Source organism: Egbenema bharatensis FJBBOT/2019 (genome assembly GCF_048077055.1).
Classification (GTDB): domain Bacteria; phylum Cyanobacteriota; class Cyanobacteriia; order Elainellales; family Elainellaceae; genus Egbenema; species Egbenema bharatensis.
On the sequence record NZ_CP182236.1, the window covers coordinates 3,125,011 to 3,151,593 of the forward strand.

Below are 26,583 nucleotides of genomic sequence, written 5' to 3' on the forward strand. Positions count from 1 at the left end.
CTTTCTCTTTTTCATCTCTCCCCATGACCACACCCACCGAATACGCCACGCGCCGCGAACACCTGATGTCCAAAATTGGCAAAGGCACTGCCATCTTTCGGAGTGCGCCCACGGCCGTAATGCACAACGATGTGGAGTATAACTTCCGGCAGGATAGCGACTTCTTTTACCTGACGGGCTTCAACGAACCTAACGCCGTGGCAGTGCTGGCTCCCCACCACGAAGAACATCGATTTGTCCTGTTCGTGCAGCCAAAGGATCTGGAAAAAGAAACCTGGACGGGGTATCGAGTCGGGGTAGATGAGGCAAAGGAACGGTTTGGAGCTGATGCCGTTTACCCGATCGAAGAACTGAGCGAGAAACTGCCGCAATACTTAGAAAAAGCCGATCGAATTTACTACAAACTGGGGCGCGATCAGGGCTTTGATCACACGATTTTGCAGCACTGGCAAAAGTTGATGGCGGTTTATCCTAAAAAGGGAATCGGCCCAACGGCCCTGGAAAATCCCTCGCCCATCCTGCATCCGATGCGGCAGATCAAATCTGAACAGGAACTCGAACGAATGCGGAAAGCAGCCGCCATTGCGGTAGAAGCCCACAATCGGGCGCGGCAATTTGCCCAGGCAGGCCGCTATGAGTATGAAGTGCAGGCAGAAATTGAACATACCTTTCGCCTCCAGGGAGCGATGGGGCCCGCCTATCCATCGATCGTTGCCTCTGGAGCTAATGCCTGTGTGCTGCACTACACCGAAAACACGCGGCAAATGCAGGATGGCGATCTGTTGTTGATCGATGCGGGTTGTGCCTACGACTACTACAACTCTGACATCACCCGGACTTTTCCGATCGGCGGTCAGTTTTCACCCGAACAAAAGGCGATTTATCAGATTGTGCTGGAAGCCCAACGACAGACGATCGCCCAAGTGCATCCTGGCAATCCCTATAATCAAACCCACGATACGGCAGTGCGGGTAATTGTCGAAGGATTAATGGATCTGGGACTGCTTCAGGGAGACATTGAGGAAATCATTAAAGAGGAGAAGTACAAACCGTTTTATATGCACCGCACTGGCCACTGGCTGGGTCTGGATGTCCACGATGTAGGTGTCTATCAGCACGGAGAAACGCCGCACAATTTAGAACCGGGTCAGGTGTTAACCGTCGAACCTGGAATTTACATTTCACCCTACATTAAACCCGTTGAAGGTCAACCGGAAGTAGATCCTCGCTGGCACGGCATCGGCATTCGGATTGAGGATGATGTTCTGGTTACGGCTGCTGGCCATGAGATATTGACGGCTGGTGTGCCAAAGGCGATCGAGGAGTTGGAGGAGTAAAGTGGTGGAATGGGCGGGCAGGATGCCCACCCCACAAGAGTTAGTAGATCTAAAATGGGTTCGTTTCACAGTGAACCCTGGGGTTGATCCCCCTAAATCCCCCTTAAAAAGGGGGACTTTGAGTTCGGTTCCCCCCTTTTTTAAGGGGGGTAGGGGGGATCTAACTTGTTCAAAGGCACAACAGACCACTTTTCAAACACCCTCTTACCGCACCAGAACCGTCATGTATTTTCCGGTGGCAAAGGGAGCCGGAATGATCGGGGTGAACTGAACTCTGTCGGTGGCAATCCGTCGCACATAAAATTCGTTCATGGTGAAGATGACCTGATCGCGCGTACCGATAATCCAAATTTGTACCCGATCATCTTGGGCGACGGGCAGCAGTTCGTTGAACTCTGAAGACATATTTAGTTCCTCGCTGATGCGTATTAAGGGAAGAAAAGCTTAAGGTGTGGGGAGTGCCGAGAAGACAGCCCCCAAACATCGTCGTTCATCAGCAGGGCAGCCGAAAATAGACAGCGTGATCTACAATCAGACAGCCTGACTTTCTGGTTCGTGCAGAAGTTAGGTTAGCTGGTTAGGGTTGTTTGCGGCTTCCCTAATCAGCGCCGCACCTCACCTTAAGCGGGTTTGGTTCACTGGCTCCTTCTGGGTAGAAACAACCAGCATCGCAACAGCATAGCGGATACGTTTGGCAAACACAAGCGTATTCAGCTACTTTTTTGGAAGTCATGGTTGAGCCAGGACAGGGATTCAGAAGTAGGGGGAACAGCTACCACGCGATCATGAACCACTGAATCAAAGCCCCAAACGCTTGAGCGCATCTCTGGCCGCTGCTTTCTCCGCCTCCTGCTTCCGCCGCCCTTGCCCTTGCCCATAGGTCTGCTGCTTGACCTGAACGATCGCGGTAAATTCTTTCGCATGGTCAGGCCCGATTTCACGGATAACTTCATACTGCGGATTCACACCTATCGTTGCTAATGCCCAGGCTTGAAACTGACTTTTAGGATTGTCAGACGGAGAATCAGTGCAAGAATAGTTTTGGTAATAGTTGTCGAACAAAGGTTCAACAAAATCTTGTACGGCAGCGATATCAGAATCGGTATCTAAAAAATACGCACCCACGATCGCTTCAAAGGTACTGCTCAACAGGTTGGCATTGTGCCGCCCCCCCTCCTGTTCTGCCCCTCGCCCCAGCTTGATCTGGCTGCCCAATCCCAGCATTTCGGCAAATTGCGCTAACTGCCGCTCATCAACCAGGCTCGATCGCATTGCCGATAGCTGTCCTTCTGGTTTTTCGGGAAACTTCTTGTATAAATATTCACCACTGAGAAAATTTAGAATGGCATCGCCCAAAAATTCCAGACGTTCATTGTGTTCTCGCACGGCAGGATGTTCGTTCACATAGGAGCGATGGGTCAGAGCTAATTCTAATAAACTGCGATCGTGAAAGCGCGGCAGTTGAAAGGATGGATTCATGATGCTGGATAAAGGTGCTGGATAAATTCGTCCGAAGTTTCACTATACTTAAATTCGCTTAAACATATGTACTGAGTTAGTTACGGAAGTTCATCAAAAATTTATTGTTTTTTTAAGTTTTCTAAGAAAGCTGGGAATACTGAGCGTACTGTGGCATCTTTAGTTCATAGGGTGTGGGCGTATAGCTCGGATTTTACGGAAGTTCTGAGCTGGTTGTTACGTTGTTTCATTTAGCGGTTTTTACTGAGTTGACTCAAGCTAGTACCCAATCTAGCAATCGTTAGTGGGCACTGCCTGACTCCCAACTCGCAACAGTTCTCAGTGGTTTACTTGCATTACGCTTTGCACGTGAACCAGTCATTCATTTGTTCCCTGAAGTTTGCTTCTACCTATTGAATCTGCTATGAAAACGAATACCTTTGCGGCTGCGCCTTCGCCAACTTCCCTACATCCAGAACAAATTATCGATCGCATTTTGTCCTCTGGAAAAATTACTGCTGCCGATCGCGCCTGGTTCCTGACTGCAACTCGTTCTAATGCAACGCTAACCACCCAACAACTGGCTCAAATTCAGCAGGTGTTCGATCGGCTACGAATGGGTCTTCTCAAGGTCGTTGACTAACTCAGTTCTTGTGGCTCATCTTCGAGTCCTTTACCGACTGAACGTACTCCACCACGATCGGTGTCAGGTTTTGGATGAGTTGAGTGATCACAGCACGATCGAACTCACTCCAGGTGCGCGGATGATCAAACAGGCAGGGCTGTAAAATTCCCCAGAGTTTCCCCCCATCGCTTAAATGGGCATGGATCAGGGCCCGATGGCCAAAATTTTCTCGTTCAAATTCTCGGTTCAGCACCGTGGGACTGGCTGTTTCGATATCCTCGACAAAGATAGAAGGTTCAGTGCGCAAAGCAGCCGCAAACATGGGATCATCCTCTTCCCAGTTCTCTTCCAATTCCCATCCGGCTGTGGTTAAGTCGGGAAATTCGGGTTTGCGTCGCCAGCAGAAGTTGCGATAGATTCGCGTGTCAGGATGACGCACCACTAAAAAGCAGCGATCGGTGTTTAATACCTGACTAATTTCTGGCAAAAGTGCTTCAAACAACGATTCTGGCTGATGGTGTAGAGAGAAAATGGTTTGCAGGGAATCAGGCAGAGAATTCATTCCAGGCTTAATTGAGTTTGATATTGAACTTCTGGATTTTAACGTAAAGGCAATTTTCATGTAGATTGCGTGAAGCGGCATATCCTCAACTTTAAGTTGAATAAAATTTAGAGTAACGATGGTTGAATGACACTAATACAAGTAGTTTTGCATCACTGATGTTGTCCTTAAATTATTTTCGCCCTAAAAAAATAGGATATCTCGCGCTTATTCTATTACTGACTGCGCTATTGCTGATTCTCGGAAACATAGGATTAAAATCTTCGATTTCCTCACAATCCATCCATCACACTTTTTACGTTGCAACCATTGGCAATGATACCAATGACGGTTCGCTGATGCATCCTTGGGCAACGGTTTCTCATGCCACACAGGTCTTAAAGGCGGGCGATACCCTCTATATCCGTGAAGGCACCTACCCCCTCAGTGAACCCGTTCAAGCAAAATATTCTGGCACGGCAAGAGCCTGGATTACTTACCGTGCTTTTCCAGGAGAACGGGTGATTTTGGATGCTGAGGCTGTGCCTGTTGCCCCACCTTCCGGACAGCCTCCCTATGCCCACGATCAGGGAGCTTTTCAGCTAGAGAATGTTGGATATATCAGGGTACAAAATCTAGAAATCATCAACTCTCATAACTCTGGAATAACCGTTAGAAACAGCCATCACATTGCACTTTATAATAATACGATTAAAAACACATTTTCGCCGGGGATTGGCCTGTGGAATAGCCAGCATCAAAAAGTAATTGGTAACACCGTTATTAATGCTAATGATCCTGAAATGGCTGGGTTTTCCAATAATTTTCCAGAACCTCCGCACGAAGCGATTTCTTTGGGAAGTGTTGAGAACTTTGAGGTTGCGTTCAATTTATTGCAGGATGGCAAGAAAGAGGGAATTGATATTAAAGAAGAGAGTAAGTTTGGCACAGTTCATCACAATCATATCCACCATATGTTGCGGCAAGGGTTATATGTCGATAGTTGGTATGGGCAACTGAAAGACGTGGAACTTTACAATAATGTTGTCCATGATTGCCAGAGCGCGGGATTTGCCCTGTCAGTGGAGGGAGGAGCGATCGCCAAGCAGATTCGATTTCACCATAACTTGCTCTACGACAACTGGGGAACCGGAATTTTCTTCTCCCGCTGGGGAAACGATGGACTGCGCCAAAATATTGAGATTGAAAACAACACCGTTTATCACAATGGCTATGGTGAACCAAGTTCTGGCAAGGACTTTTATTGGCTGACTGGAGGGCTGTATCTATTCTCAGATCATCTGCAAAATGTTCAAATCAAGCACAATATTTTTAGCGAAAATACAGGATTTCAAATCGGATATAGCGATCGCTATCTAGATCACAACAGCACTATTGAAGAAAGCCTGGCTCAAAAAAATATTGCGATCGAGACAAATTTAATTTTTGGGGCAAATAGTAGTACCCAACCGATTTACGCAGGCTGGACAGATAACTATGCTCACATTTACGGCACCAACGGGGATTTTCCACTGCTGAAGCAACCTGAATTTGTCGATCCTGAGATGGGTAACTTCTACCTACAACCTGCTTTTCTCCGCGCTCTGGATTCCGCTTCACCCGAATCCCCCCCAGTGACCATCGGTGCCTTTCCCGCTTCTGAGCCGCCCGATCTATGGTGGCAGGACAATTTCCCACCGCAATTCCTGGATGAACCAGCAGCTCGCACCTTCAGGCAACGCTTGCCCCATTTTGCTCAACCCGCTTGATCCATCCTCAAATCTTAATACGCTATTCTTGATACGCTATAAAAGCTATTTCGATCGCAGAAGCCCGTGTTTTTTAGTGTTGTCATTCCCACTTACAATCGTCAGCCCATTCTAGAAAAGTGCCTGCGGGCATTGGAAACCCAGCAGTTGAGTCCGGCTACCCAGGTGGAAGGCTATGAAGTGGTGGTGGTGGATGATGGATCAACGGATGGCACTGTTCCCTGGCTGAAGCAAGCAGCAGCGGAGTTTCCCCACGTTCAGTTGTTTGAGCAAAACCATCTCGGCCCGGCAGCAGCTCGGAATCTGGGGGTGGAATGCGCCAGGGGCGACACGATCATTTTTATTGATAGCGACCTGGTGGTGACAAACACTTTTCTACAAGCCCATGCGGATGCTCTGACTCAGGGACAAAAAACCCTGGGAACCGATCGCCTCTTCACCTACGGCAGCGTCATCAACACCTGCAACTTTGAGCATCCCACCTCTGAACCGTACAAGCTGACGGACTTTTCAGCGGCTTACTTTGCGACGGGAAATGTGGCGATCGATCGCAAGTGGCTGGAACAGGCAGGACTGTTTGATACCCGTTTTCAGCTCTATGGTTGGGAGGATCTGGAGTTGGGGGTGCGGCTGAAGCAGTTGGGTCTGACGTTGATTAAGTGCCCGGAGGCGGTGGGTTATCACTGGCATCCTCCCTTTTCCCTGGCGCAGATGGATAACCTGATCGACAAGGAAATTCAGCGGGGACGGATGGGGGTGTTGTTTTACCAGAAGCATCCCACCTGGAATGTGCGAATGATGATTCAAATGACCTGGATTCATCGCATCTTGTGGGGGGTGCTGTCTTTGGGCGGCTTGCTGAACGAACGCACGATGGCTCCCCTGCTGCAATGGTTGATCGATCGGGGTAAACCGCAGCTTGCGCTGGAAATCGCCCGAATTTTTCTCAATTGGTATAACGTGCGGGGGGTGTATGCGGCCTATGCGGAGATGAAGCAGGGAAAGGTTGTTTCACCCTAATTCTTTAATCCATTCGCTAACTTGGCACCACCCAGCTATATGCCAAAACACCGATCGCCCCCAAACCCACAATCACCTCACGTTGCTCCTGCCAGATTCGGCGCACATTATCCATCAAAAACCTCACCGTTGCACGACGTTCCCGCCCCAACTCCGCCATCAATCCTTCTACCCTTGTATCCACCTCTTCCAGCGACACCTCACCCCGCTGGTAAGCAGCCTCTAGCTCATTCAACTTGCGCCAATACTCATTCGTGGCTTCTATTAAATTGGGAATCATCACCAACAGACACATTAAAGATGTACTTTTGTAAATAATCTAACGTGTCCAGTCGGGCGATCGGTTCTGTAAAAGGTTAGAACCGACATCATCATTGGTTATAGTCCTATATTTGGAAAGCAAAAGACCAAACAATTAACTCGTTGCTCCGGGTGTACCTGGTGGTTCCGCAGACGCGATCGGTGAATCCTCTAGCGTACTCTCCGCCGGATCGACGGCCCCGTCTAAAGTCGCCTTCCAGTTTTCGCAGATCAAATCAGACGTTCCCTTGGCAACCCGCTTTACAATCAGCGATCCCACCATCACCGCGATCGACTGAGGCAGTCCTAAACTCCCCACCAAAACCGGAGTCAAGGCCGCCGTCATTTTTGCTGCCGCCTCCGCCGTTTTCTGATTCATCAGCTTATCCAGTTCTGCCGCAAGTTCCCCCTCTCCGCCAATTGGCGAACACAGAATTTTATAAGCCTGGGCACTGGCGGGTGCAAACACATTCTTTCCCGCCTGCAAAAAATCATCAAAGGCTCCCCGTGGCACTGGCAGGTCTTCCTCCAAAGCATCGATCGAAGCCGCTTCAGGGCTAGACTCAATCACCTGCGATCGCACTCCAAGCTGCGCCATCAGATCATCTTCATCCAGAGCCAGCAAATTCTGGGCAACTGCTTCAACGTCTGCCATAGACCTTAGACCCTCTCCAATTCTTCTGAAATTGCCTCGGATTATACCTCAAAGGTCTGAACCTACGCTGCCGAAGGCATTACCCCAGCCGCCAGAACCGACTGATAAAAGTCTTGCAACTGCCGGGTCGCCGCTGCCCAGCCCCACTTCTCCGCTTCCAGACGCGCATTACGCCGTAACACTTCCCGTTCTATCTGATTTTCTAGCAGACGATGGGTGGCTGCGATCGCCCCTTGCTCATCATCTGGATCAAACAAATACCCGTTTACCCCGTCCGTAACAATATCTGGAATCCCACCTGCATTCGCCGCAATCACCGGACATCCCGCCGCCATCGCCTCCAGGAGGACTAACCCCAGCGTTTCCGTACGAGAAGGGAAGATAAAGGCATCGGCTGAGGCAAAGGCTGCTCCCAGGTCTTCTCCCGTCAGATAGCCGACAAAATGAGTGGCGGTTCCCTCAAAATGCTTTTCTAAATCCTGTCGATAGGGGCCATCCCCCACCAACGCTAACCGGGCATTGGGAATTGCCTCCAGCACTGGCTTGATCCGATCGATTTCCTTCTCCGCCGACAGCCGCCCCACGTAGAGCAGAATCGGACTCTCTGGATGGCCCTGGGAAAGGTGCGATCGTACCGCCTGACTGGCCAATTCTGGGCGAAATAGCTCCGTATCCACCCCCTTCTGCCACACCTCTACCCGCTCAATGCCGTGGGAAGTCAACGCCTCCTGCATTGCAGTAGACGTACAGAGATTAATCTGCGCCTGATTATGCAACGCCTTCAACAGCTCCCACAGCATTCCTTCCAGCATCCCCAAGCCATAGTGCTCCAGATACTTAGGCAGATGGGTGTGGTAAGAAGCCACCAGGGGCACATCCAACGATTTGGCATAATACAATCCGCCCAGCCCCAGCACCGCCGGATTGACAATGTGAATCAAATCAGGATTAAAATCCTCCAGAATTTGCCGAATGGAGGGTCGCGGCAGAGCCAGCTTTAATTCTGGGTAAAGCGGCAATGGAAAGCCTGGAATCCCGCAGATTTTCGCACCTTTATACTCTCTCAATCCGCCATCCGGGGAAAATACCATCACCTGATCACCCATTCGTTGCAGGTGATCAACGGTATGACTCAGGCGAGTCACAATCCCATCAACCTTAGGAAGGAAAGTTTCGGTAAAAAGAGCGATTCGCATAGGTTAGGACATCAGGGAAATAGGGAACGGCAAGGGGGAAGGGAGGGGAAGAACAGTTATTGGGGAGTCATGGCAGCCAGGAGATCCGGGTTTAGAAAAGCCTGAGCTGAAATCGTAGCCACCCATTGACAACAACGCGAGTCAACAATCGAGCCAATAACCGATCGCAACCTGAATGCCTTTCCAACTCCCAATTCCCGACTCCCGACTCCCCTCTTTTCTCTACCCCTTCCACTTCACTTTGGGCAGAATTTGCTGTTGATCCACACGGTTCTTATACTTCACAGCGAAGTTAAGCAGGGAGTCGAGCAGTGAATCAGAGAGGTAGTGGGGTTGCAAGCCCAGATCGATCAGCTTGGTATTCTTCGCGTTGAAGTAATGTTCCTCCAGTTCCACCCTGGGATTGTCCAGATGGTTAATTTCAATGTTGAGGCCCATCGCCGTTCCAGCCTTCTTCACCATCATGGCTAAATCACTGACGCTGAACATCTCAGTGAACTGGTTAAAGACGCGGAATTCACCTGCATTGGCCGGATTGTTGATGGCAATTTCAATACAGCGCACCGTATCCCGAATGTCCAGGAAGCCCCGGGTTTGCCCCCCTTTGCCGTAAACAGTGAGCGGATGCCCGATCGCTGCCTGAATACAGAAGCGGTTCAAAGCCGTCCCAAAGACACCATCGTAGTCCAGACGGTTGATCAGGAGTTCATCCATGCCCGTTTCTTCCGTCAGCACCCCATAAACCACCCCCTGATTCAGGTCAGTCGCCCGAAGTCCCCAGATCTTGCAGGCAAAGTGGATATTGTGGGAATCATGAACCTTGCTGAGGTGGTAAAAAGAACCCGGTTGCTTGGGATAGGGCAGGGTATCCTTCCGCCCGTTGTGTTCAATGGTGATATAGCCTTCTTCAATATCAATATTCGGCGTACCATATTCACCCATCGTGCCCAACTTGACCAGATGGCAGTCTGGAAAATGATGGTGCATGACATAAAGTAGGTTAAGATTGCCGATAACGTTGTTAACCTGGGTTAAAACAGCATGTTCTCGATCGATCATTGAGAAGGGAGCAGACCGCTGTTCTCCAAAGTGAACCACGGCATCTGGCTCAAACTGAAGCATTGCATTTTTGAGGAATTCGTAGTTATTGATGTCTCCCACGAATAGGTCAATGCTTTTACCCGTCAAGTCTTGCCAACGCTGGAGGCGCGTTTGAATCGGGGCGATCGGAGTGAGTGTTTCAACGCACAACTCCATATCCCAATGTCGTCGCACCAGGCTGTCGAGAATTCCGACTTCGTGCCCCTGATTAGACAGGTAAAGCGCGGTTGCCCAACCGCAGTAACCATCACCACCAATAACTAAAACTTTCATGCTGACTGCTCTGCTGAGTTAAATCTGCTTACTGATACTCCGCTAAATTTATCATTCTTGGTGGACGATTGAACGACTTTTTAGTAAAGCCAGGCACAATAGGCGGGCAATTTCTGTCTGGAGAATGATGGACTGGAGTTTAGACTAATCACAGCAGAAATAGCCCAACCCCCTTATCTGGATTGAGCGAGACTGAAGATTGGGAAAAATTTAGTGGTTAAGCGGTCTTGTTCGCCACCTTCTTGGGTCTGGTGAAGCGCTTTTTGACCGTTGGATAGCGAATACGGCGGGAACGGGGTTGCCCTGGAGTCCACCCCGGTGACTTTCCGCGTGGTTTGGGCGGGGGGGCAGGTGTGCCAATCAACGCTAAAACAGAGGCAAAGGCATTTGCGGTTCGTCCCGGAGATAGCTTAGCAGATGACTTTTGCCAGGGCAGGGGGGAGTCCTGGACGTGGCAACGAGCCAACCACAACTGCCAGGTGAGCAAGGGCATCAGATCGCTCCAGCGTTCGGATTGTTCGGGCGTTGCCAACTGGGGTAACGTCCAGTGCAATCGTTGCTTAGCGAAGCGATACCAGTGGTCAATGGCAAAGCGACGGAAATACTGTTGCCACACCGTCTCTAAGTCGGGTGGTGCTTGTCCCACCCAAATTAGCCACAAAGGTTTGGCGGGGTGGAGGGCAGAGTCATGGAGGCGTTGCAGTTGAATTAACCAGATCGTCTGGTTGGCAACGCGTCGCAGTCGCATTGATGACCACATCCGCACGTGTAATCGTCCCCACCGGGACTCTTCTACCTGGAGTTCGGCATCAGATGACCACCAGGTGGTGGCATCGTTAAGTTTGAACTTCTCCCCATACTGCCGAGGACGACCCGTTCCGCTATAAACAGGCGGTGGTCCATACAGTACTCGATTGGAACGCAACCGAATCAACTTGTCACAAGCAATATCCGCCGTACCATTGAGGAATGGGGCACAGCCATATTCGGCATCCCACAAAGATAAGGGACGAACCTGGAACTGCTCACACACCTGACGCAATTGCACTATTGCCTTGCTAATGGGGCTCTCTGCGCTAGTGATGCGTTCATGCAGCAACGGTAATGCCCAACTGCCCTGCTCCTCTGGAATCCACGCAATCGTACTATATCCTTGTCCCAACGTCACCGGTTTGGCTCCACTCATCGGAGTTGCTTGATGTTCATACGTCCGTTCTCGCAGGGTTTGTGCCTGTAACCTTGACCATGCCGTGTGGTCTCCCGCTAAGACAACCCGTTCGTCCTGGGGCATTTGCTCCAGGTACAACCCCATCCACTCCAGTCGAGGCGGGTTGCTATCCTGTAGGGCTTCATACAAACTCGGCCATTGGCGTCGAAAGACAGGGGCAACCGACAGTTCGGCAAAGGAGTACACACTGCGGCTCACTAGCACGGCATCCATCAGGTCGAAGAGAGCATCCTTGCCGTTGCCAATCAGCATGTAGGATTTATGTCGAAACGCCCTCAAGCGGTCAAAATTAGTCATGGTCAATCATTATTGATGCAACATGACCATTAAGCAGCCAAACCGTCGGGTTTGGCTGCTTTTCTTTCCCAATTAGTCTAAACTCCAGTGATGGAAGCTCTGTTGCAATATAGAGGTTTACTGACAATGGTTATGTCAGGGGCAGTGGGGTGTGTCCCAATTTTGCATCTATGTGACGAAGATCAAAACCAAGGTTTAGCTCAGGGCTGGGGCGCATCCAGGTGATTCAACCAACCATGCCAGCGCATTAACCAGCGGGTCGTTTGACGTAAGCCTAAATCCAGAGGGGAGGGGTCTGAATCTGAAGGCAGCACTTCCGACTGCAATAGATTCCAGCGAGATTCCCTTTGTAATTTACGCTGGCTGTGGTGCCACTGGGCCGCAGGGTTTGCAGGATAAGGTTTCGTTTGAGTGGACAGCAACCCCGGAAAGGTCGATCGAGTGCGCAGGGAGACTGTGGCTGGGGAATGGCCCGTTGAGAGCAGTTGCGCATAGGTAGCCAGACCGATAGTAATGATAGCAGCGGTGATCCAGGAGCAGTTTCGGCGAGTCATAGCACGTATCCCAAAGGGATTCCATCCAAAGGACTATATTTACAACTACCTGAATAGGCGGGTTTCCGAACAGCTCTGGTCGAATGAGGGCATTTTCACCTGATCGCATGAGATCCTCAGCCCCGATCGGGTGAATGTGATAACGATCACGCATCTTTTTAATGTTTCCCCGCATCTTGGAAACGGGAACGCTACTGATACCTCGATCGCCCAGGGGACTGCCCATCAGTCCGTACGCAGACTGCCATCAAACTTGAATGTTCCCGGCAGTTCTTGCATTGTGCGATCCTTTTCACACATCAGGACAAAGGCTTTATGACCCAAGCATCCATGACCGTCTCAGCTCAAGCTGAATCTTCATCGAGATATACCCTCAGAGTAACGATCGATACCTGGTTGAAAGTGAGTACCGCTCAAGGTTCAACCCTTCCAGAGGATCAAAAGCAATTTGTTCGGGCAGGTACGCTGCTTCCTGTGGAGACGATTCAACGGGTTGGCAATGACCATGCGCGCATTACCTTTGGCGAGGACAAAATTGGGCAGAAAATTCACATTCGTGGCCGTAGCACCTGGTATGTTTATCAACCTGCGGTTCAAGTCTTGAGAAACGGTGCAATTGTGCCTTGGGAGCAATTTTCGATCGCCGCTGAACCACCCCCAAACAATACGCCGACTCCCGTTTACCAACTTCGCACCACTGAAGATACCTGGCTCAAACTCAGTACCGCCCAGGGTTCTTCCCTTCCAGATGATCAGCGACAATTCGTGCGTGCCAACACGGTTTTACCCATCTCCAGCTTTGCCCGCGTTGAAAATGACCACCTGCGCGTTGCCTTTGGGCTGGATGCAGAGGGCAATCAGGTACAGTTCCAGGGACGCAATACCTGGTACATCTATCGACCCGTCGCTCAAATTCTCCGCAATGGGCAAGTCGTGAACCTGGGAGCCTCCCCAACCCCTCCCGCCCCGACTCCCGCCCCTGCGCCTGTCCCTCCTCCCGCACCTACCCCCACCCCTACTCCTGCGCCCACCGCTGCTGCCGTAACTCTCCGCGCCACCGAGGATACCTGGCTCAAACTCAGCACTGCTCAGGCTACCGCCCTGCCTGCTAATCAGAAGCAAGCCATCTCCAACGGGACGGTATTGCCGGTGTCTAGCTATGCCCTGGCTGAAAACGATCACATCCGAATTTCGCTAGGGGTGAACAACCAGGGAACGCAACTTCAGTTTCAGGGACGCAATACCTGGTTCGCCTACCGTCCATCCATCCAGCTTTTGCGAGGAGGACAGGTGATCAATCTTGGATCGACAGGACGACGACAAATTAATGCCAAAGGACTGCGTTTGCTGAAGTCGTTTGAAGGATTGCGCTTGCAGGCGTACCTGGATGCGGTCGGGGTCTGGACGATCGGTTATGGTACAACTGCGGGAGTTCGTCCAGGGATGCGGATTACGGAAGCTGAAGCCGAAGCTCTGCTGCAACGCGATCTGGCCCGGTTTGAACAGGCAGTGAGTCAGTTGATCACAGTGCCCCTTAATGAGGATCAGTACTCTGCCCTGGTTTCTTTTACCTACAATGTGGGCGAAGGAGCTTTGTCCGGTTCAACCCTGCGGCGATTGCTGAACCAGCGAGATTATTTGGGAGCAGCCGATCAACTGTTGCGCTGGAACCGGGGCGACGGCGGTCGAGAGTTGCCTGGACTGACGCGGCGACGACGGGCAGAAAGGGCATTATTCCTGGGGCAGGATTACACGGTTTTTCTGTAAGACATTTTTTCTTGAGACGGTTTTTCTGTGAGACAAACTATGGGAAATTGAGATCATCCGTAGCGCAGGCATCCTACCTGCAAGCGATCGCCAGAACACTCGTAGGGCAGGCATCTTGCCTGCCGATGAATCAAGGCATCTTGCCTGCCAGTGAATTATGCATCAGAGTTATAGCTTGTCGCTTTCTCTCCCATCTCCTGTATGCTTCTCCTGACTCCTGTGTGCTTTCTCTCCTGACTCCTGTATGCTCTCTACCTCTAACGTTTGTCGGTGCGCCTGGGTTAGCGATGATCCCCTGGATATTGCCTACCACGATCGAGAGTGGGGGGTTCCGGTACATGAAGATCATCGCCTGTTTGAGTTCTTAATTCTGGAAGGGGCACAGGCTGGGCTAAGTTGGAAAACGATTTTGCGGAAGCGAGAGAATTATCGGGATGCTTTTGATGGGTTTAATCCCGAACGGGTCGCCCAGTATGATGAGCGCAAAATAGCTGAACTGTTAACCAATCCTGGCATTGTCCGGAATCGTCTCAAGGTGCAGGCAGCAGTACAGAATGCCCGATCGTTTCTGGCCGTGCAAGCTGAGTTTGGTAGCTTCGATCGCTACATTTGGGGCTTTGTGGGAGGAACCCCGATCGTCAATGACTGGGAGACGATCGAATCTATTCCAGCCGAAACGGCAGAATCTCAGGCAATGAGCAAGGATTTACGACGACGGGGCTTTAAGTTTGTTGGCTCGACAATTTGTTATGCCTTGATGCAGGCTTGTGGATTGGTGAATGACCACACAACCAACTGCTTTCGCTACCAGGCGATCGTTTCGAGTTAGTTTCGGGTGACACCAATCAAAATCTCTACAGCGGCAGATGTGAAGTGCTCGATCGATCGCTTTACTACTAATTGGCGCAGTTATATTCAGTTCTGCTCATCCGGTTCACCTGCTAATCTGAGTAACATCTGAGTAACAAAGTATTAATCGCCCAACTATTTCCCTGCCGATTTTTATGGCTCACCCCCCCAATATTCTCTTCCTGGTCTTGGATACCCAACGCGCCGATCGCCTCTCCTGCTACGGGTATGATGCGCCGACTTCACCCCATCTCGATGCCTTTGCTGCCCGATCGACTCTGTTCCAACGGGCGATCGCTCCAGCCCAATGGACAATTCCGTCCCACGCCTCCATGTTTACGGGGGTGTATCCTTCGGTGCATCAGACCTTGCAGTCCTACTCGGTCGTACCCGATGGGTTGCCGACCCTGGCGGAACGGTTGCGGGATGGGGGCTATTTTACGGCAGGGTTTTGCAATAATCCTTTAGTTGGTGTGATTAACAATGGGCTGCGGCGAGGTTTCTACAGCTTTTTGAACTATAGCGGGCTACTCAATTCCTATCCGAATCAGGCGGGAATGACTCCTCGATGGCTCGATCGCTATCGTCAAGGATTTAAGCGGCTGGTAGCAAAATTACTGAATCAGGTACAGGATGCCTTCGCTCGATCGGATGCGCTGTTAGCTCTGTCCTTTACCCCGTTAATGGTGCCCCTCTGGCAAACGGCCCTCAGCTTTAAGGGCAATACGGTGAAGTCCCTGGAGGATGCAGCGAGATTGCTGATCGATCGCCAGGGGGTAAAGCCCGATCAGCCGGTGTTTGCCTTCATCAACTTGATGGGAACCCATATGCCCTATCACCCGCCTCGCCGCTACATGGAGAAATTCGCCCCCCATGTCCTGCGCGATCGGGAGGCTCAAACTTATTTGCGGCGATTCAATAGCGATGTCTATGGCTGGCTGGCTCCCCTGGCAGGGGCCCTGGACGATCGCCAGAAGGCTGCATTGGATGGGATGTACGATGCGGAGGTTGCCTGTCAGGATGAGCAGGTGGGAGTGTTTCTGCAAAAGCTGGAACAGGCTGGAGTTTTAGACAATACGCTGGTGATCATTTGCTCCGATCACGGTGAACACCTGGGCGAAAAGCAGTTCATCGGGCATTCTCTGACGCTGTATAACGAGCTGGTGCAGGTGCCCCTGATCATCCGGGAGCCACATTCTGACTTGCAGGGTGAAACGATCGATCGGGTAGTCTCCACCTGCCATTTGTTCCACACCATGCTGGATGCAGCGGGGTTAGCTACGGAGGAAGAATCCCAATTAAGCTTGCTCGATCGCACAAACCCTTCTACCAACCATCAGCAGGTCTTCTCTGAAGCAGTTCCACCTCAAAATGTGCTGAATCTCCTCCTGAAGCGGCAACCAGACTTAATCCGCGATCGCGCTTGCGATCAACCCCGTCGTGCTGTCTGGGTTGGGAGTCACAAGCTGATTGAGACAGGTGATCAGTTGTTGGAACTCTACGATGTCCAGGCAGATCCTCAAGAAAGTCTGAACCTGAGTGATATTTTGCCGGAAAATGTGGAAGTGTTGCAGGAGTGCCTTCAAGCCTTTGCAGGGCAGGCAGTTGCAACGGTTAGCTCATCCTCTCGCGCTCCCGGATTTGACGATCCAGAGGTGCAGCAACGATTGCGGGATCTGGGGTATTTGGAGGACTAGGGAGGCGATCGTCTTTCAGGGGAATGCTTGTCTCTACAATGGGAATAATCAGGTTGTCACCTTTCCCAACCCTCCATGACCACAACATCTGACAACGAACCGACCCTTCAAGATCTGGCAAATAAGCTGGATAAACTGTCGAGCAACGTTGAATCCCTCGCTAGCAACGTTGGATCACTCTCCAGTGACGTTGAATCCCTTTCCAGCGACGTTGAGGATTTTTCCAGTAACAGCAAGAAATTTGATGAGCGGTTTGCAGAATATCGGCAGGCAACGCAGTGGGTTGTGCAACTGGCGTTTACCCTCATTGCCAGTGCGACTCTCACCGTAATTATCACTTCAGTCATGCGAAAGTAGCCGATCGCTCAACCCAACTGATTGATTCTTCCAACAGCCCAAAATCATTCAGCTAACTTCTACTGTCCACCGTAGTATTCGACGCAATACCTTCAGCATCTTCAATCAGGTAAATCACCAAACTGCTGACGATAGCGGTTCAGTAGGGTTTCCATCTCTGTGGCGCGACGATCGGCTTCCTGTCTCTGGCGATCGGCTTCCTGTCTCTGGCGATCGGCTTCTATGCGCTGCTGTTGTTCTGCTTTGGCACTCTCCTCAGGTGTGGGAACCAGGGAACCATCGGGCAGGAAAAACCGTAATTGGCGATCGACGATTCCTAACCAGAGTTGTAACTGTTCACTCCACAACTGTCCCTGCTCGTTTGGCTCCAGCTCGTGGTACTTGCCATCGATGAGGTGAAAGCCTTTGAACTCCTGACTATCCGGGTCGAACCAGAAGTAGTCGGGGGTGCGGAAGGTGTCCTGGTAAATTTGTTTCTTTAAGCCACGGTCGGTTTTGGCGGTTGAATCTGAAAGCAGTTCGATAATCACATGGGGATACTTGCCGTCTTCTTCCCACACTACCCAGCTTTTGCGCGGTCGCTTTTCGGTGTCCAGGGCCACAAAAAAATCAGGGCCCCGAAAGTCTTCTGATTTGCGCTGATGGGGACTGTAATAAACCGTGAGGTTGCCTGCGGCGAAGTAGTCGTTGCGGTCTTGCCAGAGCCAGTCGAGGCATTTCATCAGCAGTAAAATCTGCTGGAGGTGAAGGGAGCTTTCCAAGGGAGGTTCGTCGCTGTAGAGGTCGCCAGGGGGAAAAACGATCGCGTTGGGGGAGGGCGATGGGGTGAGGTTGGGTTGTGGGTCTTTGGTGAGGGACATGGTGGCAACGGATGAGGGGTTGGCACGGTGGGGGTTGTCTGGTTCGGGGAACGGATGGGGCGATCGGTGGGGATGTTTGTGGGTGCAGAGTTGAGGATTTATGGGTGAAATGTGCCCGGTGAACTGAACTGAACTGAACTGTCACTGTCAATAAAGGACCAGTGATCGTACAAGCCTGGAGATATTTCATTCGAGCAGATTCATCTCCTAATTTACCAACGTCCCCGTTATCCCTCCACCAGGGATGGCGCAGAGGATTCAGTTGGTTCTGGGAGAGTAGAAGGTTGGATGATGGGCTGAGTAATGCCGATCGCCGCCTGGATAAAGCCCCGGAAGAGGGGATGGGACTGATTGGGGCGAGACTGAAATTCTGGATGAAACTGGCTGGCAATAAAGAAAGGATGCCCCGGTAGTTCGATCATTTCTACCAACCGCCCATCGGGAGAAGTGCCGCTAATCTGATAGCCCGACTCCAGAAACAGGGTGCGATAGGCATTGTTGAATTCATAGCGATGGCGATGGCGTTCGTAGACCACTTCTTCCTGATAAAGCCGGTCTGCCAGGGTATTCGGCGTGACGCGACAGGCATAGAGACCTAACCGCATCGTTCCGCCCAGATCGACCACATCCTGCTGTTCCGGTAGTAAATTAATCACCGGGTTCGGACTCTCTGGGTCAAACTCAGCGCTATTGGCATTTTCCAACTTAGCCACGTGGCGGGCCCATTCAATCACCGAACACTGCATCCCCAAACACAAGCCCAGAAACGGCACCTGATGCTCACGGGCATACCGAATCGCAGTAATTTTGCCATCAACCCCGCGTGGGCCGAAGCCGCCCGGAATCACCACACCATGCACGTCCGCCAGGTAGCGATCGACTGTCTGATCGGTGACATCTTCAGAGTTAATCCAGCGCAGATTTAATTCACCGCCATTTTCTAGGGCTGCATGGCGTAAGGCTTCCACCACTGAAAGATAGGCATCCGATAAACGAACATATTTACCAACGATCGCAATTTCAATCGGCTGTTTGGGTTGGTGTAGCCGATCGACCAGCAAATTCCACTGGTTCAAATCCGGCTGTCGTTGTTCCAACTGCAACAGGTCGATCGCCTGATGGGCCAATCCTTCCCGCTCCAGGGTGAGGGGCACTTCGTAGATGCTGCTGGCATCCTGGGAGGTAATGACGCACTCCGCTGGAACATCGCAGAATTCAGCCACTTTTTCTTTCAATCCAGGCGGTAGTGGGCGATCGCTGCGGCAGACCAGAATATCCGGTTGAATCCCGATCGATCGCAGTTCTTTGACTGAGTGTTGCGTCGGTTTGGTTTTCATTTCCCCGGCGGCCGGAATCCAGGGCACCAGGGTAACGTGCATATAAAGGACATTCTTTCGACCCACATCTTTGCGAAACTGGCGGATGGCCTCCAGAAAGGGGAGGGATTCAATATCTCCCACCGTACCCCCAATTTCTGTGATTACCACATCCGGGTTCGTGTCCTTCGCCACCCGATGGATACGTTCCTTAATTTCATTGGTGATGTGGGGAATCACCTGCACTGTGCCGCCCTGATAATCCCCTCGCCGCTCTTTATTCAGAACTGCCTGATAAATTGAACCCGTCGTAACGCTATTCAGCCGCGACATGGAGGTATCGGTAAACCGTTCGTAATGCCCCAAATCCAGATCCGTTTCGGCTCCATCCTGCGTCACGAATACTTCACCATGCTGGAACGGACTCATGGTGCCCGGATCAACATTAATATAAGGATCCAGCTTCAGAATCGACACTGAATAGTTGCGGGATTTCAGCAACCGTCCCAGACTTGCTGCCACGATCCCTTTACCAATGCTGGAAACTACACCACCCGTGACAAATACAAACTTAGTCATAGAAAAAGCCGCTTGCTCTACCGCTGCCGATCAACCCCATACATTTTGGCATAGGGAATTGATTTCATGGCATTGATTTCATAGCCACGATCGGATTTTTGCCCCCTGGAACGATCGGGATACTCAGGGAACTGGGCGGGCAGGACTTCGGCTTGAGCTCAGTCGAAACGCTGCCCACCCCACAAGAGTTTTAGGGAGCAACCCTCAGTCCTGAGATAATCAGGCTTGAACCGTGGGAGTTTGGTTGAGAAACTTCTCCAGTTCGCTCAAAGCTTCGGCATCCACCTTGGTTTGCATGGGACAGAATTTGGCCCACACATGGAGCAAAACTCCGCCGTCTTATAAATGTCTGCGGGTAAGGTTTCATCGTGATATTCTCGGGCCGATCGGGATCAAGGGATAATTCAAACTGACGATTCCAGTCGAAGTTATAGCGGGCGTGGGATAGGGCATCATCTCGATCGCGGGCACCAGATCGATGGCGGGCCACATCTGCGGCGTGGGCTGCAATTTTGTAAGCAATTAACCCATTTCGCACATCTTCTGCATCAGGTAAACCCAGATGTTCCTTGGGGGTGACGTAGCACAGCATTGCCGTACCGTACCAGCCTGCCATCGCTGCCCCGATCGCCGAGGTGATGTGATCATATCCAGGAGCAATATCCGTCACCAGGGGCCCCAGGACATAGAACGGAGCCTCGGAACACTCCTCCATCTGCTGGCGAACATTGAACTCGATTTGATCCATCGGCACATGACCTGGCCCTTCCACCATCACCTGCACATCAGATTTCCAGGCTGTTCGAGTTAATTCTCCCAACGTTTTTAATTCTGCAAGCTGGGCCGCATCCGAGGCATCGTGCAGGCATCCGGGACGCAGGGAATCTCCCAGGCTGAAGGAAACATCGTACTTCTGGAAGATTTCAATAATGTCGTGAAAGTGGGTGTAAAGCGGATTTTGCTTGTGGTGGTGCAGCATCCAGCGAGCCAGAATTCCGCCGCCGCGAGAGACAATCCCTGTAAGGCGATCGCGCACCAGGGGCAAATGCTCCATCAAAATTCCAGCGTGGATGGTCATGTAGTCCACTCCTTGCTGGGCGTGTTTTTCAATGATGTGCAGAAAATCCTCTGGGGTCAGGTTTTCCACCTTGCCATGCACACTTTCCAATGCCTGATAGATCGGCACAGTCCCAATCGGAACGGGAGAAGCCTGGATAATAGCCGTCCGAATTGCATCCAGATCGCCACCCCCGGTAGACAAATCCATCACCGTGTCGGCACCATACTTCACAGCCAGCCGCAATTTGTCCAGTTCTTGCTCAATGCCCGATGAATTCGGCGATGCCCCAATATTGGCATTCACCTTGCATTTGGCGGCAACCCCGATCGCCATCGGTTCCAGATTGGCATGGTTAATATTAGCTGGAATAATCATCCGTCCCCGCGCCACTTCCTCTCGAATCAAGTCAGGCGAAAGACGCTCTCGCTGCGCCACATGGTGCATTTCCTCAGTGATGACACCCTGCCGCGCATAATGCATTTGGGTCACGTTGGTGCGACCCCGCCGGTTGGCGATCCATGCTGCTCGCATATTCAATTCCTTGTGAGTAAACAGCTTCCCTCCGCCGGTATGAACCGGACTCAGGTTCTAAGGGTGTAATCTCAGCCTGGGAAAACTCAGGCACCCCTAGCTTGCGGATCATCCTAACATTCTTCTTCGGTTCCTGAACCGACGATCCCCATCGCTTTGCCATTCGTAACGATCGCTACTAGTTTGAATGCAAACTCATAACCTAAAACAATCGGCTTTGTTAAGTTGTGTAAACCGACTTGAGTGACTGTCCTCAAATGATTCCAGCCTGATTTCGTTAGCAGAAAAATGTAAAACAAGATTGAAAAACTTTATGAAATATTGCAGATAGTTGATCCCGTTGCTAGAGTGTGCGAGAGGCAATACAAATTCCTCGATGTCAGTTCCCTGATCGGCTGGTGTTACACAAACTGCATAGGCTGGATTAACGACCTATGCGTATGCTGATTGACCTGTTGCAAAACGATGTCACCTGAATCGATCGCTTATGTTCACTGCTCTTTTTTGTCGGTTTAATCCACTCGGCTTAATCGGCTTGCAATCGAAGTGTACATCCGCGATTGAAGCCCGTTTACTGACAGCGTTTATGGAGGATTCCATGCCCACACTCATTTGGATCTGCCAGGCGATCGGCTCTGTTGCCCTGCGAGTTCTCTGTAACCCTTTGCTGATCGTGTTTCTACAGTTTGTTGAAAATAGCCGGAAACGGCTGGGAGGGTTGACCAATGCTTGACGAAATCGGCTCGAAGGCTGTTTAGAACTATCGCAACAACCTGCGAGTGCCCATTGTCAATCTACCCTGTACAACTTAGTGCTCTGTACAACCTGTGAACCGTTGTTGGAATAAAGCATTCATTTCGTTAATTTCGCTATTTACCGTAAATCACGGTCTTGCTGGATCTAAATTCTGAAGAAAGTCAGGCAACTTGTAGAACACAAGAACGATTACCGATAGGATGACGATCGGATTGATGTGGATCAATCGAGGTGTCGATCGTTGGACTGCGGTTGCCTGCTTCATGGCGGGACTTAAGCACCACGTACTTTAACCTCTAGCTCCCCAACTTTGAGGGCAAGTGTGTCAGTCCTGCCCGTCTGAATGGATAGGTGTCAATCTGTTCAGAATCCGTCAGACCCAGTAAGACCTCAACTAGGAGGTTTCTACCGTCATGAATATTCAAGGAAAAACTGCACTTATTACTGGAGCATCTCGCGGCATTGGCCGAGCGATCGCCCTGGAACTGGCCCGACAAGGTGCCAAACGATTACTACTGGTTGCTCGAAATCAATTGCTCTTAACCGATGTGGCCGCCGAGGTCGAGGCATTAGGCGCAGAGGCGATCGTCCTGCCTCTGGATCTGACACAGGCGATCGAGGTGAATGTAGCGGTTGCCCAGGCCTGGCGATCCTATGGGCCGATCGACCTGTTGGTGAACTGTGCTGGAGTTGCCCATCAAACCCCATTCCTGCGCTCCCAACTGTTCCAGGTGCAGGAAGAAATTGCTGTGAATTTAATCGGGATGTACACGATTACCCGGTTGATTGCCCGGCGGATGGCGGCCCGCAAGCAAGGCAAAATCGTCAATGTGTCTAGCCTGATGGGGAAACTGGCGGCTCCAACCATGGCCACCTACTCCGCCACCAAGTTTGCAATTCAGGGCTTTACTCAGGCACTCCGAGCCGAATTAGCTCCCCAGAACGTACAAGTCGTCAGCCTCCTACCTTCCCTGACGGACACAGATATGGTTCGCAATTTCCAACTCTTCCGCTGGGTGATGCCCATGACCGCTGATGATGTGGCGCGATCGCTGGTGAATGGACTCCGCCGCGAATCCTCAGAAATCCTGGTGGGTTGGCAAAGTCATATCGCCGTTTGGTGCAGTCGCATCATGCCCTGGCTCATGGATAAAGTCCTTCAGATGGCATCTCCCCTGACCACACAGTCGAAACGCTATCCCACCTCATCCTCATCCATCTAAATTTCTTGTGGGGTGGGCATCTTGCCCGCCCAGTCAACTCAACTGCTTGGTGGGCATCTTGCCCGCCCAATCTACTCAACTCAGTTGAAAAAGTTCGATTAGACTGCTGGGCTTATATGACCTGAGATACAAACCAGAGTAATACAACCATTTCTGACTCAAAGCCTAAACTTGCTTAGAAGCGCAGGCAAGATGCTTGCCAGTTAGATATTGGCTATACAAATAGCAAAACTGGGACACACTCTACGAGCCTCTTAAATTCGTCGATAATCGTCTCAACCAAACGAAATAACTGGTGAGTAAAGTTTATTCGAGTCGAGTGGATGCTTTTATGTTTAGCTCATCTAAAGGCTCTTCAATTGCTCCACTAATCCAGGCTCGATCGAATTCCTTAGTTGTGTGCGCCCTAACCTCGATTTTGATTGTCATGTCTTCTGCTTTATCGGATAGGGATTGCAAAACATTGAACAGTTCAAAGAATTTCGATTTGTCGGTAATCGCCTCTAATTTGTAGTGACGAGCCGGTTGTACCCCGTTAACAATATCGACTAGAACTGAGCGTTCTATACTGCTGGTTTGGGATTTGTATTCAACGGTTGTTTGCTCCTCGCTGGCTGCTGGCGAAGTGGTTGAAGAATTACTTGGGAAAGCGGTGGAGGGTTCATCGTCATCCTCACCAGATGTTGTTTCAGTCTCGATCGGCTTCACTGGTTCGGGAGGGGTGGAGAGTTGTTTCGCCCAACTGGGAGCCAGCAGATACCCAGCTAAATCTAATTCGTTCAAAGGAATTGTCCGCTTAAAGCTGACCAGTGAAGGGTTTTCTACCTTGGGAACACCGTTGGAGGGAATGACCATGTAGGGAACGTAGCCCATGAGTCCTTGTTGAACTGCTTTGACGATCGCCTGCTTAATGGCATCGGCTCCCAAGACCTTTGGGTAGGTCGGGAAGCGGAAGAAATAACTAACCAATTCATCTCCGGTGATGTAGCTGGGTTCTCGATCTTCTAACCCAGACAGGCGCATCAATTTTGAAGTGGTGATGCTGCCAAAGACATGATTTTTAAGGGCATCCAATACACGGTCTTGAAGATTCTGGCTGGTGTTGAGTTGGGATTGGAGGTCGATCGTTTCTAAACGGATGGGGTTAGTTCCATCTGGGTTAGGTACTGGTAGCAGGATGTAGTCATAGAGCCGCCGCACAGCCGCGCTGATGTCGCCGATCGCCTCTTTGCGCTTTCCACTCAATTCCTCCAGGTCTTCGGGGCTGAACTTATATTTAGCTTTGTCTTTAATCAAGGAGGCGATCGCCTCTGCGGTGCGACTTGCTTTACGGGCTTTGTCAATCTGAGCTTTGTTGGGAATCACGAAGGCAAGGGCGTTCTTATACTCACGTTTGTCGTTGCCGCGTTGCTCGACCCAAGACATAATTTCTGTGAGAATGCTTTCTGGGCTTTTCTCTGCCCATTCGTGCCCCAGATAAACAACGCTGAATTGCGGTTCTCGATCAGCAACGGATGAGGAGTCTTTGGGCCATAGGGCGACCTTACCGTTGGTCGTTTGAATCGTTTTGCCCAATTCCTCACGGATTTTTTCTAAAACTTCGTCGCCAGAAACCTTGCTTTCCTCGTCAGCGATCAGCTTGTTGAGGTTTGGCTTGGTTTCAAAGCGATACCGTTTGCTGACGTAGTGAAGATAAAGTAGGTTTTCTCGTAGATCGCTCAAAGTCGCAGTAATGACGTTGCGATCGAGTCCTGGCGTAAGGCAAGATGCAGTGATCTCTTGTTCTAAGACACCTCGATCTTCACCACTACGGGCACCAAAGGAATACATCAGCACAGCCGAAGCAAGGCGTGTACCGACTTTGAGATGACTGAGTGCCGGAGAATCTTGGGCGATGCGATTATCTACAGTTTTAACCTTGGCTTTTCGACCAATTAAATCAGCCTCAATGACTGAGTTATACCGTTCGCGTTCCCCAACCTGGGTGAAGAACGCCCCTCTCACTGCCTCGTTGTGAAACAGTACATCACCTGGGCTAATGAGCAAGGACGTATGCTCTTCTTTCCAGAGGGAGTAAACAACGCTAGCCAGAAATTGAAGCGCACCACGAGTACGCTGATAACTGGGCAATGTTCCCCAACGGTGATACATCAAATCCAGCAAATCAGGATGGAACGGGTAACTAAGCTGGATTCGTTCTGCCAGGAGAGCGGCTTGCTGCTCCACCTCTTGTCTACCGCGATCGGTTTCGACATAGCTTTCGCGGAATTTGCGGAATAGGTCAGCTTGTTGGTTCGCAATTTCTTGAATGGTGGCAGGATCGCCAATATTCTGAAACAACCGACGTTGGACAACCTTCATCACCTCATCGCCGGAGACAGGCTCTTTCTTGGCATCGTTGCGCGAAACCAATTTATCTAGAGTACCGAGCAGACCTTCATTACCCACAGCCTCCTGTACACTTGCCTGGAGGGAATAAACCAGAACGGTTCTGGGCAATTCCGCGACAACATCAGGCAGTTTTTTGATGAAGGTGAGTACCTGCTTACCAAGCGTCGAGTCTTTAACTTCCACCCCTAAAGCGTTCTCAACGTAGTTGAGAAATTCATCTAGCAGAATCAGCGTCGGGCGATCGCCAATAATTTTGCGCCATACGTCATTACCGGGGGCGACTCGTTGTTGATCGTCTGCCCGAACAGCTTCATAGGCTTCCTTGCCACCCAGTTGCCAAGCTAAATAGCCCCAAGGGGTTAATATCTGTGAACCGTCAGGAATCTGGGTTCCCTGAGTCCCACTGAAGTCATCGCCAATAAAAGTCGCAACATCTACAGTGCCGGGGTTCGGCAGTTTTGCAAAGTCTGGATGCTCTAATAAATCCTGGCGATTTTTAGTGATGTGGTAGAGACTGATTAAGGCATGGGTTTTGCCGCCACCAAAGGGAGTCCGCAGTTGCAGAACGCGATCGCCTGCTTCGCCACACAGACGCTGCACCACACTGGTCAGAAGGTTTTTCAATTCTGACGTAAGGTAAGTGGCTGAAAAGAATTGACCCGCATAGCGATAGATGGGAGGACAAGTCGGGTCTTGCCGCACCACCGCACCCAGTTTGGCAGCGTAAACGGAATTATCAAGTTTGCCATCCAGGATGTCTTGGTGAGGAATGGCAACTTGAGTCCAGGGTTTGAGTTGGTATGCGCTGCTCATAGGGTGTGTAGGAGGTAAACGATGGGGATA

23 protein-coding genes, 1 pseudogene and 1 riboswitch are annotated in these 26,583 nt (G+C 50.9%); of the genes and pseudogenes, 10 read left to right on the forward strand and 14 right to left on the reverse strand.

Annotation, left to right across the window (positions count from 1 at the left end):
* Positions 1–23 precede the first annotated feature (23 nt).
* Complete coding sequence (locus tag ACM1PF_RS14465; protein WP_416675708.1) at positions 24–1,337, forward strand: aminopeptidase P N-terminal domain-containing protein; 1,314 nt, start codon at positions 24–26, stop codon at positions 1,335–1,337.
* 204 nt (positions 1,338–1,541) lie between these two features.
* On the opposite strand, the gene ACM1PF_RS14470 is transcribed toward ACM1PF_RS14465, so the two are convergent.
* Positions 1,542–1,742 carry a hypothetical protein gene (locus ACM1PF_RS14470; RefSeq protein ID WP_416675710.1) on the reverse strand — a complete coding sequence of 67 codons (201 nt, stop codon included), beginning with the start codon at positions 1,740–1,742 and terminating at the stop codon, positions 1,542–1,544.
* Positions 1,743–2,135: 393 nt separating this feature from the next.
* Positions 2,136–2,816: a ribonuclease III gene (gene rnc, locus ACM1PF_RS14475; RefSeq protein ID WP_416675714.1), complete on the reverse strand. Its 681-nt coding sequence runs from the start codon at positions 2,814–2,816 to the stop codon at positions 2,136–2,138.
* A gap of 403 nt (positions 2,817–3,219) precedes the next feature.
* Between rnc and ACM1PF_RS14480 the strand changes: the two genes are divergently transcribed.
* A complete protein-coding gene (locus ACM1PF_RS14480; RefSeq protein ID WP_416675717.1) occupies positions 3,220–3,438 on the forward strand; it encodes a hypothetical protein in 219 nt (72 codons plus the stop codon).
* Position 3,439: 1 nt separating this feature from the next.
* Here ACM1PF_RS14480 and ACM1PF_RS14485 read toward each other — a convergent pair whose 3' ends face one another.
* Positions 3,440–3,982: a GAF domain-containing protein gene (locus ACM1PF_RS14485; protein ID WP_416675719.1), complete on the reverse strand. Its 543-nt coding sequence runs from the start codon at positions 3,980–3,982 to the stop codon at positions 3,440–3,442.
* A gap of 338 nt (positions 3,983–4,320) precedes the next feature.
* On the opposite strand from ACM1PF_RS14485, the gene ACM1PF_RS14490 reads away from it, so the two are divergent.
* Entirely contained in the window at positions 4,321–5,730 is a 1,410-nt protein-coding gene (locus ACM1PF_RS14490; protein WP_416675722.1) for a right-handed parallel beta-helix repeat-containing protein, read from the forward strand.
* Positions 5,731–5,796: 66 nt separating this feature from the next.
* A complete protein-coding gene (locus ACM1PF_RS14495; protein ID WP_416675725.1) occupies positions 5,797–6,750 on the forward strand; it encodes a glycosyltransferase family 2 protein in 954 nt (317 codons plus the stop codon).
* Positions 6,751–6,766: 16 nt separating this feature from the next.
* Here the strand turns inward: ACM1PF_RS14495 and ACM1PF_RS14500 are convergent, their stop codons facing one another.
* From ACM1PF_RS14500 to ACM1PF_RS14525, 6 genes are all read right to left on the reverse strand, one after another.
* Entirely contained in the window at positions 6,767–7,030 is a 264-nt protein-coding gene (locus tag ACM1PF_RS14500) for a hypothetical protein (protein WP_416675727.1), read from the reverse strand.
* Between the two features lie 135 nt (positions 7,031–7,165).
* On the reverse strand, positions 7,166–7,705 hold the full coding sequence (locus tag ACM1PF_RS14505; protein ID WP_416675730.1) for a hypothetical protein: 540 nt from the start codon (positions 7,703–7,705) through the stop codon (positions 7,166–7,168).
* Between the two features lie 62 nt (positions 7,706–7,767).
* Positions 7,768–8,901 (reverse strand): glycosyltransferase family 4 protein, encoded by a 1,134-nt coding sequence (locus ACM1PF_RS14510; RefSeq protein ID WP_416675733.1) that lies wholly within the window; start codon positions 8,899–8,901, stop codon positions 7,768–7,770.
* Positions 8,902–9,123: 222 nt separating this feature from the next.
* Positions 9,124–10,275 carry an NAD-dependent epimerase/dehydratase family protein gene (locus ACM1PF_RS14515; protein ID WP_416675735.1) on the reverse strand — a complete coding sequence of 384 codons (1,152 nt, stop codon included), beginning with the start codon at positions 10,273–10,275 and terminating at the stop codon, positions 9,124–9,126.
* 217 nt (positions 10,276–10,492) lie between these two features.
* On the reverse strand, positions 10,493–11,800 hold the full coding sequence (locus tag ACM1PF_RS14520) for an NF041680 family putative transposase (RefSeq protein ID WP_416666339.1): 1,308 nt from the start codon (positions 11,798–11,800) through the stop codon (positions 10,493–10,495).
* A 200-nt stretch (positions 11,801–12,000) separates the two neighbouring features.
* The gene (locus tag ACM1PF_RS14525; protein WP_416675738.1) at positions 12,001–12,354 is read right to left on the reverse strand and encodes a hypothetical protein; all 354 of its coding nucleotides are present in this window, start codon (positions 12,352–12,354) and stop codon (positions 12,001–12,003) included.
* A 315-nt stretch (positions 12,355–12,669) separates the two neighbouring features.
* On the opposite strand from ACM1PF_RS14525, the gene ACM1PF_RS14530 reads away from it, so the two are divergent.
* The 4 genes from ACM1PF_RS14530 to ACM1PF_RS14545 all read left to right on the forward strand — a co-directional run bounded on the left by ACM1PF_RS14530 (position 12,670) and on the right by ACM1PF_RS14545 (position 17,024).
* Positions 12,670–14,121, forward strand: coding sequence for a lysozyme (locus tag ACM1PF_RS14530; protein WP_416675740.1), 1,452 nt, complete (start codon positions 12,670–12,672; stop codon positions 14,119–14,121).
* A gap of 244 nt (positions 14,122–14,365) precedes the next feature.
* On the forward strand, positions 14,366–14,950 hold the full coding sequence (locus ACM1PF_RS14535; RefSeq protein WP_416675743.1) for a DNA-3-methyladenine glycosylase I: 585 nt from the start codon (positions 14,366–14,368) through the stop codon (positions 14,948–14,950).
* 175 nt (positions 14,951–15,125) lie between these two features.
* The gene (locus tag ACM1PF_RS14540) at positions 15,126–16,667 is read left to right on the forward strand and encodes a sulfatase (protein WP_416675746.1); all 1,542 of its coding nucleotides are present in this window, start codon (positions 15,126–15,128) and stop codon (positions 16,665–16,667) included.
* A 75-nt stretch (positions 16,668–16,742) separates the two neighbouring features.
* Positions 16,743–17,024 carry a hypothetical protein gene (locus ACM1PF_RS14545; protein WP_416675748.1) on the forward strand — a complete coding sequence of 94 codons (282 nt, stop codon included), beginning with the start codon at positions 16,743–16,745 and terminating at the stop codon, positions 17,022–17,024.
* A gap of 101 nt (positions 17,025–17,125) precedes the next feature.
* Here ACM1PF_RS14545 and ACM1PF_RS14550 read toward each other — a convergent pair whose 3' ends face one another.
* The 3 genes and pseudogenes from ACM1PF_RS14550 to thiC all read right to left on the reverse strand — a co-directional run bounded on the left by ACM1PF_RS14550 (position 17,126) and on the right by thiC (position 21,370).
* Complete coding sequence (locus tag ACM1PF_RS14550; RefSeq protein ID WP_416675750.1) at positions 17,126–17,884, reverse strand: Uma2 family endonuclease; 759 nt, start codon at positions 17,882–17,884, stop codon at positions 17,126–17,128.
* Positions 17,885–18,111: 227 nt separating this feature from the next.
* Complete coding sequence (locus ACM1PF_RS14555; RefSeq protein ID WP_416675752.1) at positions 18,112–19,779, reverse strand: CTP synthase; 1,668 nt, start codon at positions 19,777–19,779, stop codon at positions 18,112–18,114.
* Positions 19,780–19,998: 219 nt separating this feature from the next.
* Positions 19,999–21,370: pseudogene (gene thiC / locus ACM1PF_RS14560) on the reverse strand (phosphomethylpyrimidine synthase ThiC).
* Between the two features lie 9 nt (positions 21,371–21,379).
* Positions 21,380–21,478, reverse strand: a riboswitch (TPP riboswitch).
* 490 nt (positions 21,479–21,968) lie between these two features.
* Between thiC and ACM1PF_RS14565 the strand changes: the two are divergent.
* The gene (locus ACM1PF_RS14565; RefSeq protein ID WP_416675755.1) at positions 21,969–22,103 is read left to right on the forward strand and encodes a hypothetical protein; all 135 of its coding nucleotides are present in this window, start codon (positions 21,969–21,971) and stop codon (positions 22,101–22,103) included.
* 150 nt (positions 22,104–22,253) lie between these two features.
* On the opposite strand, the gene ACM1PF_RS14570 is transcribed toward ACM1PF_RS14565, so the two are convergent.
* Complete coding sequence (locus tag ACM1PF_RS14570; RefSeq protein WP_416675757.1) at positions 22,254–22,391, reverse strand: hypothetical protein; 138 nt, start codon at positions 22,389–22,391, stop codon at positions 22,254–22,256.
* A 148-nt stretch (positions 22,392–22,539) separates the two neighbouring features.
* On the opposite strand from ACM1PF_RS14570, the gene ACM1PF_RS14575 reads away from it, so the two are divergent.
* Positions 22,540–23,349, forward strand: a complete 810-nt coding sequence (locus ACM1PF_RS14575; protein WP_416675758.1) for an SDR family NAD(P)-dependent oxidoreductase — start codon at positions 22,540–22,542, stop codon at positions 23,347–23,349.
* A 306-nt stretch (positions 23,350–23,655) separates the two neighbouring features.
* Here ACM1PF_RS14575 and ACM1PF_RS14580 read toward each other — a convergent pair whose 3' ends face one another.
* On the reverse strand, positions 23,656–26,553 hold the full coding sequence (locus ACM1PF_RS14580; protein WP_416675761.1) for an ATP-binding protein: 2,898 nt from the start codon (positions 26,551–26,553) through the stop codon (positions 23,656–23,658).
* Positions 26,554–26,583 lie beyond the last annotated feature (30 nt).

Excerpts from the sequence above, each read along its gene's own strand:
- ACM1PF_RS14535 (WP_416675743.1), top strand. The coding sequence starts at position 14,366 with ATGCTCTCTACCTCTAACGTTTGTCGGTGCGCCTGGGTTAGCGATGAT.
- ACM1PF_RS14580 (WP_416675761.1), bottom strand. The coding sequence starts at position 26,553 with ATGAGCAGCGCATACCAACTCAAACCCTGGACTCAAGTTGCCATTCCT.
- ACM1PF_RS14525 (WP_416675738.1), bottom strand. The coding sequence starts at position 12,354 with ATGACTCGCCGAAACTGCTCCTGGATCACCGCTGCTATCATTACTATC.
- ACM1PF_RS14545 (WP_416675748.1), top strand. The coding sequence starts at position 16,743 with ATGACCACAACATCTGACAACGAACCGACCCTTCAAGATCTGGCAAAT.
- rnc (WP_416675714.1), bottom strand. The coding sequence starts at position 2,816 with ATGAATCCATCCTTTCAACTGCCGCGCTTTCACGATCGCAGTTTATTA.
- ACM1PF_RS14520 (WP_416666339.1), bottom strand. The coding sequence starts at position 11,800 with ATGACTAATTTTGACCGCTTGAGGGCGTTTCGACATAAATCCTACATG.
- ACM1PF_RS14510 (WP_416675733.1), bottom strand. The coding sequence starts at position 8,901 with ATGCGAATCGCTCTTTTTACCGAAACTTTCCTTCCTAAGGTTGATGGG.
- ACM1PF_RS14480 (WP_416675717.1), top strand. The coding sequence starts at position 3,220 with ATGAAAACGAATACCTTTGCGGCTGCGCCTTCGCCAACTTCCCTACAT.
- ACM1PF_RS14485 (WP_416675719.1), bottom strand. The coding sequence starts at position 3,982 with ATGAATTCTCTGCCTGATTCCCTGCAAACCATTTTCTCTCTACACCAT.
- ACM1PF_RS14470 (WP_416675710.1), bottom strand. The coding sequence starts at position 1,742 with ATGTCTTCAGAGTTCAACGAACTGCTGCCCGTCGCCCAAGATGATCGG.
- ACM1PF_RS14500 (WP_416675727.1), bottom strand. The coding sequence starts at position 7,030 with ATGATTCCCAATTTAATAGAAGCCACGAATGAGTATTGGCGCAAGTTG.
- ACM1PF_RS14540 (WP_416675746.1), top strand. The coding sequence starts at position 15,126 with ATGGCTCACCCCCCCAATATTCTCTTCCTGGTCTTGGATACCCAACGC.
- ACM1PF_RS14550 (WP_416675750.1), bottom strand. The coding sequence starts at position 17,884 with ATGTCCCTCACCAAAGACCCACAACCCAACCTCACCCCATCGCCCTCC.
- ACM1PF_RS14530 (WP_416675740.1), top strand. The coding sequence starts at position 12,670 with ATGACCCAAGCATCCATGACCGTCTCAGCTCAAGCTGAATCTTCATCG.
- ACM1PF_RS14555 (WP_416675752.1), bottom strand. The coding sequence starts at position 19,779 with ATGACTAAGTTTGTATTTGTCACGGGTGGTGTAGTTTCCAGCATTGGT.
- ACM1PF_RS14575 (WP_416675758.1), top strand. The coding sequence starts at position 22,540 with ATGAATATTCAAGGAAAAACTGCACTTATTACTGGAGCATCTCGCGGC.
- ACM1PF_RS14490 (WP_416675722.1), top strand. The coding sequence starts at position 4,321 with ATGCATCCTTGGGCAACGGTTTCTCATGCCACACAGGTCTTAAAGGCG.
- ACM1PF_RS14565 (WP_416675755.1), top strand. The coding sequence starts at position 21,969 with ATGCCCACACTCATTTGGATCTGCCAGGCGATCGGCTCTGTTGCCCTG.
- ACM1PF_RS14515 (WP_416675735.1), bottom strand. The coding sequence starts at position 10,275 with ATGAAAGTTTTAGTTATTGGTGGTGATGGTTACTGCGGTTGGGCAACC.
- ACM1PF_RS14570 (WP_416675757.1), bottom strand. The coding sequence starts at position 22,391 with ATGAAGCAGGCAACCGCAGTCCAACGATCGACACCTCGATTGATCCAC.
- ACM1PF_RS14505 (WP_416675730.1), bottom strand. The coding sequence starts at position 7,705 with ATGGCAGACGTTGAAGCAGTTGCCCAGAATTTGCTGGCTCTGGATGAA.
- ACM1PF_RS14465 (WP_416675708.1), top strand. The coding sequence starts at position 24 with ATGACCACACCCACCGAATACGCCACGCGCCGCGAACACCTGATGTCC.